The 13,994-nt window shown below is 65.9% G+C and carries 14 protein-coding genes; 8 read left to right on the top strand and 6 right to left on the bottom strand.

The window, feature by feature from the left end; translation table 11 throughout:
- The first annotated feature begins 11 nt into the window (after nucleotides 1-11).
- From KQ910_RS24130 to KQ910_RS24115, 4 genes are read left to right on the top strand one after another with little or no spacing between them, the layout of a single operon-like run.
- Entirely contained in the window at nucleotides 12-1,115 is a 1,104-nt protein-coding gene (locus tag KQ910_RS24130) for an ABC transporter substrate-binding protein (RefSeq protein WP_216966127.1), read from the top strand.
- A 4-nt stretch (nucleotides 1,116-1,119) separates the two neighbouring features.
- Nucleotides 1,120-2,256 carry an ABC transporter ATP-binding protein gene (locus KQ910_RS24125; RefSeq protein WP_216966125.1) on the top strand — a complete coding sequence of 379 codons (1,137 nt, stop codon included), beginning with the start codon at nucleotides 1,120-1,122 and terminating at the stop codon, nucleotides 2,254-2,256.
- Nucleotides 2,257-2,264: 8 nt separating this feature from the next.
- Nucleotides 2,265-3,161: an ABC transporter permease gene (locus KQ910_RS24120; RefSeq protein ID WP_369408439.1), complete on the top strand. Its 897-nt coding sequence runs from the start codon at nucleotides 2,265-2,267 to the stop codon at nucleotides 3,159-3,161.
- On the top strand, nucleotides 3,158-3,967 hold the full coding sequence (locus KQ910_RS24115; RefSeq protein ID WP_216966123.1) for an ABC transporter permease: 810 nt from the start codon (nucleotides 3,158-3,160) through the stop codon (nucleotides 3,965-3,967). The genes KQ910_RS24120 and KQ910_RS24115 overlap by 4 nt, the downstream gene beginning before the upstream one ends.
- Here KQ910_RS24115 and KQ910_RS24110 read toward each other — a convergent pair.
- Nucleotides 3,945-4,484, bottom strand: a complete 540-nt coding sequence (locus KQ910_RS24110) for a peroxiredoxin (protein ID WP_216966122.1) — start codon at nucleotides 4,482-4,484, stop codon at nucleotides 3,945-3,947. The genes KQ910_RS24115 and KQ910_RS24110 overlap by 23 nt on opposite strands.
- 84 nt (nucleotides 4,485-4,568) lie before the next feature.
- Nucleotides 4,569-5,729 (bottom strand): NADH:flavin oxidoreductase/NADH oxidase, encoded by a 1,161-nt coding sequence (locus KQ910_RS24105; RefSeq protein ID WP_216966119.1) that lies wholly within the window; start codon nucleotides 5,727-5,729, stop codon nucleotides 4,569-4,571.
- Between the two features lie 13 nt (nucleotides 5,730-5,742).
- On the opposite strand from KQ910_RS24105, the gene KQ910_RS24100 reads away from it, so the two are divergent.
- Nucleotides 5,743-6,231, top strand: coding sequence for a CoA-binding protein (locus tag KQ910_RS24100; protein WP_216966117.1), 489 nt, complete (start codon nucleotides 5,743-5,745; stop codon nucleotides 6,229-6,231).
- Between the two features lie 296 nt (nucleotides 6,232-6,527).
- The gene (locus KQ910_RS24095; protein WP_216966115.1) at nucleotides 6,528-7,544 is read left to right on the top strand and encodes an LLM class flavin-dependent oxidoreductase; all 1,017 of its coding nucleotides are present in this window, start codon (nucleotides 6,528-6,530) and stop codon (nucleotides 7,542-7,544) included.
- 285 nt (nucleotides 7,545-7,829) lie between these two features.
- Here the strand turns inward: KQ910_RS24095 and KQ910_RS24090 are convergent, their stop codons facing one another.
- Nucleotides 7,830-9,344 (bottom strand): Do family serine endopeptidase, encoded by a 1,515-nt coding sequence (locus KQ910_RS24090; protein ID WP_216966113.1) that lies wholly within the window; start codon nucleotides 9,342-9,344, stop codon nucleotides 7,830-7,832.
- 135 nt (nucleotides 9,345-9,479) lie between these two features.
- Between KQ910_RS24090 and KQ910_RS24085 the strand changes: the two genes are divergently transcribed.
- Both KQ910_RS24085 and KQ910_RS24080 read left to right on the top strand, forming a co-directional pair.
- Entirely contained in the window at nucleotides 9,480-10,154 is a 675-nt protein-coding gene (locus KQ910_RS24085) for a response regulator (RefSeq protein ID WP_216966111.1), read from the top strand.
- Complete coding sequence (locus KQ910_RS24080; RefSeq protein WP_216966109.1) at nucleotides 10,132-11,517, top strand: sensor histidine kinase; 1,386 nt, start codon at nucleotides 10,132-10,134, stop codon at nucleotides 11,515-11,517. The genes KQ910_RS24085 and KQ910_RS24080 overlap by 23 nt, the downstream gene beginning before the upstream one ends.
- Here KQ910_RS24080 and KQ910_RS24075 read toward each other — a convergent pair.
- The 3 genes from KQ910_RS24075 to KQ910_RS24065 are packed head-to-tail and all read right to left on the bottom strand — an operon-like array spanning nucleotide 11,502 to nucleotide 13,994.
- Nucleotides 11,502-12,218, bottom strand: a complete 717-nt coding sequence (locus KQ910_RS24075) for an ABC transporter ATP-binding protein (RefSeq protein WP_216966107.1) — start codon at nucleotides 12,216-12,218, stop codon at nucleotides 11,502-11,504. The two genes, KQ910_RS24080 and KQ910_RS24075, sit on opposite strands and share 16 nt — an antisense overlap.
- Nucleotides 12,215-12,985: an ABC transporter ATP-binding protein gene (locus KQ910_RS24070; RefSeq protein ID WP_216966105.1), complete on the bottom strand. Its 771-nt coding sequence runs from the start codon at nucleotides 12,983-12,985 to the stop codon at nucleotides 12,215-12,217. The genes KQ910_RS24075 and KQ910_RS24070 overlap by 4 nt, the downstream gene beginning before the upstream one ends.
- 1 nt (nucleotide 12,986) lies before the next feature.
- The gene (locus tag KQ910_RS24065; protein ID WP_216966102.1) at nucleotides 12,987-13,994 is read right to left on the bottom strand and encodes a branched-chain amino acid ABC transporter permease; all 1,008 of its coding nucleotides are present in this window, start codon (nucleotides 13,992-13,994) and stop codon (nucleotides 12,987-12,989) included.

The raw sequence follows: 13,994 nt of genomic DNA, 5'->3' as shown, positions 1-13,994 counted from the left end.
GGGATGACACCATGAGCAGGAAGACAATCGGCCGGCGCGCTACTCTCGGTATCGTGGGTGCGGGCCTCGTGGCGGCCCCTTTCATCCGGCCGAGCTTCGGCCAGGCCGCCTGGCCCGAGCAAACGACGGTGCCCGACATCCTCAAGGGGAGCGGCGAGGTCCGCATCGCCACCTTCGGCGGCTCGATGCAGGAGGTTCAGCAAAAGGCCTATTTCGAGCCCTTCGAGAAAATCACGGGAATCAAGGTGCGCGCTTTCCCGGGTTCCGACGCAACCAAGATCAAGGCCATGGTCGACACCGGCAACGTCGAATGGGACATGGCCCAGCTCAGCCGTGGCTCGATCATGAACCTCCAGAAGCGCGGCGACTACTTCGAGAAGATCGACTACGACATCGTCGATCCGGGCGTCGAGAAGCAGTACCGCTTCGAGTATGGGCTCGAGATGCTGGTCTGGGCGCAGGTCCTCGCCTACCGCACCGATGCCTTCAAGGGCGCCGTGCCCTCCGGTTGGGCAGACTTCTGGGATACCAAGAAATTCCCCGGCGATCGCGCCATGTTCGGGACCAACAGCGGCGGCTGGCCCGAGATGGAATTTGCGTTGATGGCGGCCGGTGTACCACCGGATCAGCTCTATCCGATCGACGTCGACAAGGCGCTGGCGAGCTACGCCAAGATCAAGAAGGACGTCTTCAAGTGGTGGGACACCGGCGCCGTGCCGATCCAGCTGCTGACCGACCGTGAGGTCACGATGACCACGGTATGGAACGGCCGGATGGCTGCACTTCAGTCCGCCGGCGTGCCGGCGGCCGTCAACTGGAACCAGGGTCTGCTGAAGCGGGATGCCTGGGGTATCCCCAAGGGCGCCAAGAACAAGGTCAACGCCATGAAGTTCGCCGCCTATTCGACCATGGCCATCCCGCAGGCCCGCGTCTGTCTCGGCATCCCCTACGGCTCGGTGAACGCCAAGTCGAACGAGTACATTCCGGCGGAACGGCTGGCCGTTCTGCCCAGCGCGCCGGACATCAAGAAGCAACTCGTCAACTACAACTACGATTGGTGGATCGATAATCGCGAGACGGTCATTCCAAAGTTCAACAAGTGGCTGTTGAGCTGAAGCCATGAACGGCACTGGCGCGAGCCGGACTGGCTCGGATCCTCTGTCCGGCCGGGGCGCGTCGGTGACGCTCTCCAGCCTGGAGAAGACCTACGATCGCGCCAATGCCGCCGCCAAAGCCGTGGATGGCGTCTCGCTCGACATCCGCTCGGGCGAGTTCCTGACGCTTCTCGGCCCCAGCGGCTCGGGCAAGACCACCACCCTGATGATGATCGCCGGCTTCGAGACGCCGACCGCGGGCGACATCGCCATAGACGGCACGTCGGTCGTCGCCATGCCGCCCTACCGGCGCAACATCGGCATGGTGTTCCAGAACTACGCGCTCTTTCCCCACCTCACCGTCGAGGAGAATATCGGATTCCCGCTGAAGCAGCGCGGCGTGCCGAAGGCCGAGCGGGCCAGGCTGGTGGCGGAAGCGCTGGAGCTGGTGCACCTGCCCGGCTACGGCGCCCGCTATCCGCGCCAGCTTTCGGGCGGCCAGCAGCAGCGTGTCGCCGTGGCCCGCGCCGTCGTCTTCAAGCCGCGCCTGCTGCTTATGGACGAGCCGCTGGGCGCGCTCGACAAGCAGCTTCGCGAAAATCTGCAACTCGAGATGCGCCGCCTGCATGCTGATCTCGGAATCACCTTCATCTACGTGACGCACGATCAGGAAGAAGCGCTCACCATGTCCGACCGCATCGCCGTCATGAACGACGGCAAGGTGGCGCAAGTCGGGCGCCCGGAGGATCTCTACGACCGACCTGACAATCGCTTCGTCGCGGGTTTCATCGGCGAATCGAACTTCCTGCCGGCGGTCGTGCGCGGCATGGAGGATGACGTGGTCATCGCCGAGTGCGACGGCACCCTCATCCGCGCCCTGTGTCCCGGCCGGCCCGTTAGCGGCGAGAAGGTGACCCTCACGACCCGGCCGGAGCGCCTGCGATTTGCGGACAGTGCATGGGCTGCAACGACACCGCAGAACCGGATGAGCGTCACCGTCACCGAAGCAGTCTTTGCCGGCGAGCGCTGCCGCTACATGCTGCAGGCCGGCGACGGCACCTCGATCGTGCTCAAGGAGCCGTCCAGCGCCGCCATCCGCCGCCGCGCCGTCGGCGAGCGGGCGGAAATCGCCTGGTCGGTCGCGGATACGATCCTTGTCTGAGGTGGGCCGTGTCTGAGGTCGCACAGCCCGCCTCGCTTGCCCTTGCGGTCGCCCGACCGCAGTCGGCACCGTTCGACTGGCGCCGTGCGGTGCCCCTGCTGCTGGCGGCGCCACTTCTTGTCTACATGCTTGTCTTCTACGCATTGCCCGTCGTGGCGATGCTGCTGCGAAGCGTGAACGATCCTTCCTGGACGCTCTCTCACTACGCCACCCTCTTCGACGACGTGGTTTTCCAGAAGACGTTCTGGATCACAATCAACACCTCGGTCACGGTCACGCTGGGCTGCCTGATTCTGGGCTATCCGGTGGCGATGGGCCTGGTCCGCGCCAAGTCGATGGCGCCCTTCATCCTGGTGATCATCCTCTTGCCGTTCTGGACCAGCGTCCTGGTCCGCAGCTACGCCTGGATGGTGCTGCTGGGGCGCCACGGGCTGGTCAACGAGTCGCTGCTGGCGCTCGGCATGATCGACCGTCCGATCCGCATCCTGAACACGCCCCTCGCGACGCAGATCGCGATGATCCATATCCTCCTGCCCTACATGATCCTGCCGATCGCCAATGCGCTGCGGCAGATCGATCCGTCGCTGATCCGCGCCGCGTCGGGACTCGGCGCGACACCCTTCATGACCTTCCGTCAGGTGATCTTGCCGCTCTCCATGTCGGGCGTGGCGGCAGGGACCCTCCTCACCTTCGTGCTGGCACTCGGCTTCTACATCACACCGGCCATGGTGGGCGGGCCGCGCGACATCACGCTCTCGATGCTGATCGCCCAGCAGGTCGACCAGCTCAACTGGGCTTATGCCGCGACGCTCTCCGCCGTGCTGCTGGCGACGGCGCTCGCCATCCTTGCCGTGGCGCGCAAGCTGCCGGGCGTCGGCAATGCCTTCAAGACGAGCATGCGATGATGCTGGCGCGCATCGTCCCGGCGAGCATCGTCGGCCTCATCCTGTTCTTCCTGGCCTTTCCGATCGTCGTGGTGGCGATCGTGTCCTTCTCCTCGGCGACCTATCTCACTTTCCCGCCACCCGCCTTCGGCCTGCGCTGGTACGAGGCGTATTTCAGCAATCCGGACTGGCTGAAGCCCACCTGGGTCAGCATCTGGGTCGCGTGCGCCGTCGTCGTGCTGGCGACCTTCCTCGGCACGCTGGCCGCGCTCGGCATCGCACGCCTGCCCAAGGCGATGCGCGTCGTTGCGGCCGGCCTGATCCTGTCGCCGCTGATCGTGCCCGGCATCGTCGTCGCGATCGGCATCTACTACGCCTACTCCCGCTACGGCCTGGTCGGCACGCCGATCGCGATGGTGCTGGCGCACACCTGTCTCGCCGTACCTTTTGTCGTTACCAGCGTGACGGCGAGCCTGTCGGGCATCGACCCGCGGCTGGAGCAGGCCGCCCTCAGCCTCGGCGCCACGCCGGGCGCCACCTTCTTCCAGGTGACTCTGCCTCTGATCCAGCCGGGCGTACTCGTCGGCGCGCTTTTCGCCTTCATCACCTCGTTCGACGAGCTGATTGTGGCGCTCTTCATCTCCGGCACCGGCGCCGTCACCCTGCCGCGCCGCATGTGGGACGATCTGCGCTTCCAGATCGATCCGACCATCGCCGCCGTCTCGACGTTGACGATCGTGCTGACGGCCGCGCTGATGGGCGCCGCGCATCTCCTGCGCAAGCGCGCCGAACGGAACCGGATGGCTACTTCTTCTGCAGCGCCTTGACCGCCGCCAGCGTGTTGGCGACATGCTTGTCGGGATTGCGGTCCGAGAAGGCGTAAACGATCTTGCCGTCCTGCCCGATGACATAGGAAATGCGGTCGGCAATCCCGACGCTGCCGACACGAATCAGCGCCGAATCATAGGCCTTGATGACTTTGAGGTCGGGATCGGCAGCGACCGGAAACTTGCCGGAACAGGCCTGCGTCGAGAACTTGTGCAGCGTGCCGATATCGTCGGCCGACATGCCGATCAGCGTCGCCCCCAATGCCTTGAACTGGTCCGCCGCCTCGGCGAATTCATGCGCCTCGGCCGTGCAGCCCGTCGTGAAGGCCTTGGGGAAAAAATAGAGGACCACCGGACCCTTCTTCAGCGCGTCGGCCAGTGAAAACTCATAGTCCTTTCCGTCCAGCGCGGCCTGGGCCGTGAACACCGGCGCCGTGTCGCCGGGCTTCAGGGCGGCCCACACGGGCATTGCGAGGACACAGGCGAGCGCGAGGGCCGTTGCCGCAATCCGCTTCATGATCTTCTCCGCCGGAATTCAGGGTGGCGAAGATCATAACGCGCGACGCGTCGCGGCGGTGTCACGTCCCGGTGACTGCCTCGTTCAGTCGACGTGCAGGCCTTTCATGTATGTCGACGGCACGACCGACTTCACGGACTGGGCACGCTTGGCCAGCCAATAGGCCTGCGCCGCCGGCACCGAGGCGAACTTCGGGTCGACGCCCAGCTTCTGCGCCGCATCCATCGGCCAGTTCGGATTGTAGAGAAGCTCGCGTGCCAGCGCGATCAGGTCGGCCCGGCCTTCCTGCAGGATCTTCTCGGCCTGGTCGGCATGCACGATCAGCCCGACGGCCATGCTGAGGATGTCGGCGTCGTTCTTCAGCCGGTCTGCATAGGGAACCTGGTAGCCGTACGTCACCGGACCGGCGCTCACGACCGGCGAGCCGCGCATGCCGCCCGAACTGCAGTCGATCACGTCGACACCCTTGGGCTTAAGGATCTTCGCCAGCGCCACGCTCTGGTCCGGTCCCCAGCCGGAATCGTCCTCGACCGAGAAGCGCACGAACAGCGGCTTCGAGGCCGGCCAGTGCGCGCGGACGCTCTCCACCACCTCGATGGCGAAGCGCATGCGGTTGAGCTCGCTGCCGCCATACTGGTCGTTGCGCACGTTGGAGAACGGCGAAAGGAATTGATGAATCAGGTATCCATGCGCCATGTGGATGTCGAGCACGTCGAAGCCCGCCTCGTGCGCGCGGCGCGCCGCCTGCCCCCAGCGCTCGACGGCTTCCGGAATTTCCGCGAGCGTCAGGGCCCGCGGCGTCGGATCGGTGTCGGGCGAGTTGATGCCGCTGGACGAGACGAGCTCCCACTCGTCCCAGTCGTCGATCTCGGGCGAAGGCTTCAGCGGCGCACCGCCTTCCCACGGACGGAAGCGCCGCGCCTTGCGGCCGGAGTGGCCGAGCTGGATGCCCGGCACGGAATTGTGCAGCCGGATGAAGTCAACGCAGCGCTTCAGGCCCGGAATGAACGCATCGTCCCACAGGCCGAGGTCGCCCACCGTGCCGCAGCCGCGGCGCTCCACCTTGGTGGATTCCATGATCACCAGCCCGGCGCCGCCGGCGGCGTAGCGGCCGGCATTCACCAGGTGCCAGTCGATCGCGAAGCCCTTTTCCGCCGCGTACTGATGCATAGGCGCCACGACCACCCGATTCTTCAGGGTGACGTCGCGGATCGAAATCGGCTCGAACAGCATCGGACCGGCCATGTATAATCCCCCCATGAAAGCCGCCTTCAGCGACCGCTATGACGATCTCTACCTGCGCAAGATCCTGCGCGACACGAAGACTATCGCCATGGTCGGCCTATCGGCCAACTGGAATCGACCCAGCTTCTTTGCTGCGAAATATCTGCTGGACCGCAGTTACAAGGTCATTCCGGTCAATCCCGCCGCCAAGGGCCAGGAGATCCTCGGCCAGAAGGTCTATGGCTCGCTGGACGAACTGCCGGTAAAGGCCGACATGGTCGACATCTTTCGCAATTCCGAGGCCGCCGGGCCGATCACCGACGAGGCGATCAGGCATGGCGCCAAGGTCGTCTGGATGCAGCTCGGCGTGGTGAACATGGAAGCCGCCGAGCGCGCCGAAAAGGCCGGGCTCAAGGTGGTTATGAATCGCTGCCCCAAGATCGAGCATTCCCGCCTCGCCGGCACCATCGAGTGGCACGGCATCGCCAGCGGCGTCATCTCCTCGAAGAAGCGCGCGCTGTGATCCACCTCGTCGGCGTGAACCGCTCACCATTCACCCGATGGGTCGCCATCACGCTTCGGGTCCACGGCACGCCCTGCAAGCAACGTTCACTTTCGGGATTCAGCTATCGCGCTGACCTGCACCAAGGCAACCCTTCCGGCAGCCTGGCACATACCGACGAACCCGCCTTTCGCTCGACTGAGCCTTGATGATCGACGCCGCGCAACAACCTGGCGTGCAAAAAAGCTACGATTGGCGCGATCTGCTGTGAGCCGCCGGTCCGCGTCGCGCCAAGACTTGAAAGCGGGGAAACGACCATGAAGTTCGGCGTCTTCGATCATATGGACCGTGCCGGTCCCGACCTCGGGCAGCAGTTCGACGACAGGCTGAAGCTTATCGAGCTCTACGAGCGTGCGGGCTTTCACGCCTATCACCTGGCAGAACATCACGCGACGCCACTCGGCATGGCCCCCTCGCCCAGCGTCTTTCTCGCTGCAGTCGCCCAGCGCACGAAGACCCTGCGCTTCGGGCCACTGGTCTACACGGTCAACCTCTATCACCCCCTGCGTCTGATCGACGAGATCTGCATGCTCGACCAGATGAGCGGAGGTCGGCTGGAACTCGGTGTCGGGCGCGGCATCTCGCCTTACGAGGTCGGCTACTTCGGCGTCGACCCGGCCACCGGCGCGGAGCGCTTTGCCGAAGCGCTGACAGTACTGCTGAAGGGACTGACGGAGCGGCGGCTCCAACACGAGGGCAAGTACTTCACGTTCACGGACGTGCCGATAGAGATGCGACCGGTACAGCAGCCGCACCCGCCGCTCTGGTACGGCGCAAACTCGCTCGAAAGCGCCGATCGCCTGGCGCAACAGGGCTGCAACGCGGTGGTCGGGATGAATGCCGAAGGCGTCGGGCGGTTCTCGACCCGCTATCGCGCGGCCTGGAAGGCGCTGGGGCGGGCCGACGCCGACATGCCGCTGATCGGGCTGAGCCGCCATGTCGTGGTGGGCGATACCGATGTGGAGGCGCGGTCAGCCGCCAAGCGTGCGTTCGCGCTCTGGTACGATGCGCTCATCCACCTGTGGCGCGCCCATGGCGTGGGCCTCCCCCGTCAGATGATCCCCGCCGAATTCGAGAACGCCCTGGAGGCCGGTTACATCGTGGCAGGTTCACCTGCGACCGTGCGCGACCGGCTCCGGCGCGACAACGAGACCTCCGGCATCAACTACTGCCTTTTCCGCCTGGCCTTCGGCGACTTGACGTTCGAGGAGTCGGCACGCTCGGTCGAATTGCTCGCCAAGGAAGTGATGCCGGCCTTTACAGTCGGCGCCTGAGGGGTTGGGGAGATCCGCAGCACCGCCACACCAGGCTGCGGACCTCCCGCTCCCCCTCATGATCGCGTCTTCCCGGTCTTCGCCGGGAATGACGCGGCCCCCCTGAGAGAAGGCGTCGGTTGTAAGAAAGCCGGCGATGGTGGGGCCACCGCCGGCCTCTTACAGAGGTTCGCTCGGCCATCCGGGGAAAGATAATGGCTCCGCTTCAACCTCGAAGAACAAGCGCTACGCTTGAGTAGAAGGCTACGGTCGGAGCCCTAAGGCTCCGACCGATCGAGAGGTTTGCTAGGCCGCCCGGGGAGAGATAGCGACAAAGCGCGTCATCCCCTCTCGAAACACTTTCATGAGCACCGGCTTGCCGGTGGTCTTCGCTTCCTTGAGCTTCTCGACGGCCACCTTCGGGCTGTCGACGGCGTCCTTGCCGACCTGCTGGAGGATGTCGCCGGCCTTGAGGCCCTGGTCGTCTGCCGGGCTACCCGGCTCGACCGTGGCAACCACCACACCCTTCACGTCGCCATCGAGGCCGAGCTGCTTGCGCGCCTCCGCAGAGAGCGGCGCCAGCGAGACACCGTAGGCCATCGGCTCGGCCTTGGCGGCCGGGCCCTTGCCGTCGGCGCTGGCCTTGACGATCGCGTCGTCCTTCTGGCCACCGACCTTGGCGGTCAGGCTCATCTCCTTGCCGTCGCGCCAGACACCCAGCTTCACCGAGTTACCGGGCTTGACCGCGGAGATGGTGCGGGTCAGCTCCTTGATGCCGTCGATCTTCTTGCCGTCGACGCTCATGATCACGTCACCCGACTGGACACCGGCGGCGAGTGCCGCGCTGTCCGGCTGGACCACCGCCACCAGGGCGCCCTTCTCGTCCTTGAGCGACAGGCTCTCGGCGATCGCCTTCGAGACAGGCTGGATCTGGACACCGAGCAGTCCACGCTCGACCCGGCCGCTGTCCTTCAGCTCCGCGACCACCGGCTGCGCCAGAGAGGACGGGATGGCGAAGCCCAGGCCGATGCTGCCGCCGGTCGGCGAGTAGATGGCCGTGTTGATGCCGATCACGTTGCCGTCCATGTCGAACAGCGGGCCGCCCGAATTGCCGCGATTGATGGCCGCATCGGTCTGGATGTAGTCGTCGAACGGACCGGAGTGGATGTCACGGCCGCGCGCCGACACGATGCCCGTCGTCACGGTGCCACCGAGGCCGAACGGGTTGCCCACCGCCATCACCGGCTGGCCGACGCGGATCTTGGTCGCGTCACCGAACGAGACGAACGGGAGCGGCTTGTCGCTCTCGACCTTGAGCACGGCCAGGTCGGTCTTCTCGTCGCCGCCCACCATCTTGGCCGGCAGCTTGGTGCCGTCCGCCATGGTGATCGTGATCGAGTCGGCCTTGCCGACGACGTGATAGTTGGTGACGATCACGCCCTTGGCGTCGACGATGAAGCCCGTGCCGACGGCCTGGGCCTTGTCCTTCGACTGCGGGCGGCCCTTGCCGTCCGGGCGACCCGGCTGCATCGGCTGGCCGAAACGCTCCGAAAAGCGCTTCATGAACTCTTCCATCTGCTTCTGCTGCGAGTCCGACATGCGGGCCTCGCCGTCGTCGTCCGCGCCGGCCTTCATGGTGACGGCGACGTTGACGACCGCAGGGGTCACCTTGGCGGCCAGGTCCGAGAAGTCCTGAACGGGCATGGCCGTCTGGCCGGCGATGGCCGCGGGGGCGGTGAACATCGGGGCGATCAGGGCAGGCGCCGTCAGGGCGGTGGTGAGCGCCAGGGCAGTCAGGATACGGGACTTGGTCTTGGTCATGATAACTACAGCCTCCTCCTTGGGGGGTGAGCGGAATATGGGGGAGGACCCGTAGCGCCCTGATGGCCGCAGGATTGAATGTTTGTATAGTTGGGGAACGTTGCGCCGGGAGCCGGCGCCGGATAGACGGGCGCCGTGAAGATCCTCCTCGTCGAAGACGACAAGCAAACCGCCGATTACATCGCCAAGGGCCTGCGCGAGCACGGCCACGTGGTCGACCATGCCGACAACGGGCGCGACGGCCTGTACCTCGCCACCGGCGAGAAATACGACGTTCTGATCGTCGACCGCATGCTGCCGCAGATGGACGGGCTGTCGCTCGTGAAGGCGGCCCGCGCCTCCGGCGTGAAGGCGCCGGTCCTGTTCCTGACGACCATGGGCGGCGTCGACGACCGGGTGGCCGGCCTCGAAGCCGGCGCCGACGACTATCTCACCAAGCCCTTCGCCTTCGCCGAACTCCGGGCGCGCATTGGCGCCCTCTCGCGGCGTCCGCCGATCGTGGCCGCCACGTCACTGGTCGTCGGTGACCTGGAGATGGACCTGCTGGCCCGCACGGTGACGCGCGCCGGCAAGCGCATCGAGCTGCTGGCCCAGGAGTTCAAGGTCCTCGAATACCTGCTGCGCCATGCCGGCGAGGTGGTGACGCGCACCATGCTGCTGGAGAAGGTCTGGGACTTCCATTTCGATCCCAAGACCAACATCGTCGAGACGCACATCAGCCGCCTCCGCTCCAAGATCGACAAGGGCTTCGACAAGCCGCTTCTCCATACGATCAGGGGGGCCGGCTATGTCATCCGCGCGCCTGACTAGGATCCTGCGCTCGGCGAGCTTCCGCCTGCCGCTGCTCTACGCGGTGCTGTTCATCCTGTCGGCGGCCGTGCTGTTCGTGAGCGTCTACTGGACCGCGACCGCGGCGATGCAGAACGACATGGCGGCGGTGCTGCGCTCCGAGGCCTACCAGCTCGCCGAAGTCCATCGCCGCACCGGGCTCGCGGGACTGGCCGAGCAGATCACCCGGCGAATCAACTTCCGCACCAAGGGACCGATCTTCTACCTGCTGCAGGCACCCAACCGCCGGGTGGTCGTCGGCAACTTGCCCGGCATGCCGCCGGTCAACGGCGCCGTCGACTTCGAGCCCCAGGGCGAACAGCCGGAGCCCATCGACCCCGAGCGCGCCGGCGAGCGCCCCAAGCTTACCGGCTTCGGCCTGACGCTGCCCGACGGATCGTTCCTGCTGGTGGCGCAGGACGCCAATCGCCTGGTCGACATGCAGCGCGCCATCATCCGCGCCTTCGCCTGGTCCGGCGGCCTCACCCTGCTGCTCGCCATCGCCGGCGGCGCGCTGCTCGGCAGCAATTTCCTCCGGCGCATCGACACGATCACGCGCACCAGCCGCGCGATCATGGAAGGCGATCTTTCCGCCCGAATCCCCGAGCGCGGCACCCACGACGAGATCGACCAGCTCGTGGCCAGCCTCAACGCCATGCTGGCGCGAATCCAGCAGCTCATGGATGGGCTGCGGCAGGTATCGAGCGACATCGCCCACGACCTGCGCACCCCGCTCGGCCGGCTGCGCCAGCAGCTCGAGGATGCCCGCGAACGAGCCACCACGGTGGCCGACTACAGCGCCGCCACCGACGCCGCCATCGAGGAGGCCGACGCGCTGCTGGAGACCTTCTCGGCCTTGCTGCGCATCGCCCAGGTCGAGGCCGGAGCCCAGAAGAGCGGCTTCGCACCGTTCGACGTCTCGGCCTTGCTGACGAGCCTGGGCGAGACCTACGAGCCTGTCGCGGAGGATTGCGAGCGTGCTCTCGACGTGCGGGTGGAGCCCGGCGCCACCATGACCGGCGACCGCCAGCTGATCGCGCAGCTCGTCTCCAACCTGCTGGAAAACGCGCTGCGCCACACGCAAGCGGGCACGAAAGTCCGGCTTGGCCTGAAGCGCCAGGACGACGGGTTCGAGATCGAGGTGGCCGACAATGGCCCCGGCATCCCCGCTTCCGAGCGCGACAAGGTGTTCGACCGCTTCTACCGGCTCGACCGCAGCCGATCGACCTCCGGCAGCGGCCTCGGCCTCGCCATGGTCAAGGCGATCGCGGGCCTGCATGGGCTCACGATCCGGCTCGAGGATGCAAAGCCCGGGCTGCGCGTCGTCCTTCAGACGGCCAGGTAGCGCTTCTTCACGTCGTCGTTGGCGCGCAGCTCGTCGATCGAGCCGCGGAAGACGATATGACCCTTGTCGATCACCGCGACATGGCTGGCGATATCGAGGCAGAAATGCATGTTCTGCTCGGCCACGATCAGGGTCGTGCCCATGTCGCGCAGGCGCTGGATCAGTTCGCCGATCTTCTCGACGATGATCGGCGCCAGCCCCTCGCTGGGCTCGTCCAGCAGCACCACGTCCGGATTGCCCATGAGCGTGCGCGCGATGGTGAGCATCTGCTGCTCGCCGCCGGACAGGCGACCGCCCATGCGGCCGCGCATCGAGGCCAGTATCGGGAAAACGTCGTAGATCTTCTCCAGCGTCCAGTCGATCCGGCCGCCGATGCCCGGCTTGATCGCAATCCTGAGATTGTCGTCGACCGAATGCTCGGGAAAGATCTGCCGGTCCTCGGGCACGAACCCGACACCCTCGCGCGCGATGCGATCGGGCGTGAATATCTGCACCGGCGTTCCCCGCACGGTGACCGTGCCACGCTTGGCCGGCGCGATGCCGATGATCGACTTCATCGTCGTGCTCTTGCCCGCGCCGTTGCGGCCGAGCAGCGCGAGCGACTGGCCCTTCTCCACCCCGAACGATACGCCGAACAGGATCTGGCTGGCGCCGTAGAAAACGTCGATGTCCTCGACGCGCAGGATCTCCGCGGCGCTCATGCCGCCGCCCCTTGTCCGGAAGTTCCGTGCGCGGACTTGCCGAGATAGGCCTCGATGACCTTCGGGTTGGTTCTGACCTCGTCGGGCGTGCCCTCGGCGAGCACCGCGCCGTAGGACAGGACCCGAACGGTCTCGGCGACCTTGAAGACGATATCCATGTCGTGCTCGATGAAGATCAGGGTCATGCGACGGGCGCGCCACAGGCGCTGGACCGTCTCGATCATCCGCCAGCGTTCCTCGGGCCCCATGCCGGCGGTCGGCTCGTCGAGCAGCAGCACCTTCGGCTCCAGCGCCAGCGCCAGGCCAATGTCGAGCAGCTTCTGGTCGCCGTGGCTGAGATTGCGGCTGAGGATGCCGGCGACCCGCGTGAGCCCCAGCAGTTCCATGATCTCATCGCCCTGTCGCGTGGTCGCGGCGAGCGGAAAGGGCGACCGGAGTACGGTTTCGCGGTGCTGATGCGCCTGAGCCGCAGCCGCGAGGGCCTCCGTCACGGTGAGCGTCGGGAACAGGCTGGCGACCTGGAAGGCGCGGCCGATGCCAAGCCGCACGATCCGCCGTTGCGACAGGCCTGCAATGTTCTCGCCCGCCAGCAGGATGCGCCCGGAGTCGGGGGGAAAGCGGCCGGTGATCAGGTTGAACAGCGTCGTCTTGCCGGCGCCGTTGGGACCGATGATGGCGCTCAGCGAGCCGTCGGCGAAGTCGAGCGTCACGTCGCGGGTGGCCGCGACGCCGCCGAAGGACTTCTTGAGATTCTCGAGCTTGAGCATCTCAGCCGTCCCTGCCCTTTTGCGCATCCTTGTCGGCCGCATCGCGCACCGCCTGAGCCGCCGCCTGGCGCCGGTTCTCCCAGCGCTCGGCCAGCAGGTCGAGCGGGCCTTTGCGCAGGCCGAGCACGAGCACCAGGATCACGACTCCGAGCACGAGTTCAGTGTGGCTGGTGTAGCTGACCGTGATGTCGTTCAGCAGGCGCAGGATCACCGTCCCGACCAGCGGCCCCAGGAAGACATTCGATCCCCCCAGCATGATCATGAAGATCGCCTCGCCCGACGTCGTCCAGAAGCCGAAGTTGGGATAGGCGCCGGACACGAACAGGGTCAGCAGGATGCCGCCCACGCCCGCGATGCAGGCGGAGATTACGAAGCACGCGAGCTTCACCATCGGCACGTTGATGCCCAGGAACGCCGCCCGCTCCTGATTGTCGCGGATCATGCGCAGCGTGTAGCCGAACGGGGATGTCACGACCTGCCGCAGGATGGCGATGCAGACGACGAACGCCACGGAGCAGAAGATGTAGAGCTGTGTCCGGTCGGCGAGGTCGATGCCCAGGAACTTCGGCCGCGGGATACCGCCCATCAATCCCTGGTCGCCGCCCGTGAACGACACCCAGCCCAGGATGACGTTGTAGAACAGCATCTGGAAGGCGAGCGTGAGGAACGCGAAGTAGATTTCGTTCAGCCGCACACAGATGGCGCCGACGACCAGCGCCATCGTCGCCGTGAACGCCATCGCCAGCAGGAAAGCACCCGGGATCGAAAACTTGCCCGACTGCATCGCAAGGCCGAATGCATAGGCACCGGCGGCGAAGAACATCGCATGGCCGAACGACACAAGTCCGGTGTAGCCGATCAGCAGGTTGAGCGACATGGCCAGCAGCCCATAGGCCATGCCGAACATGATGAAGTCGCGGATTGCCGGTGAGGCACCGAACAGCGGCACCAGCAGCAACAGCAGGAGCCCCAGTAGCGCGAGGCCGAGATCACGCCAACGTCCCGCCAT

Source organism: Reyranella humidisoli (genome assembly GCF_019039055.1).
Lineage (GTDB): Bacteria > Pseudomonadota > Alphaproteobacteria > Reyranellales > Reyranellaceae > Reyranella > Reyranella humidisoli.
This window is presented reverse-complemented; position numbering and strand designations above follow the sequence as displayed.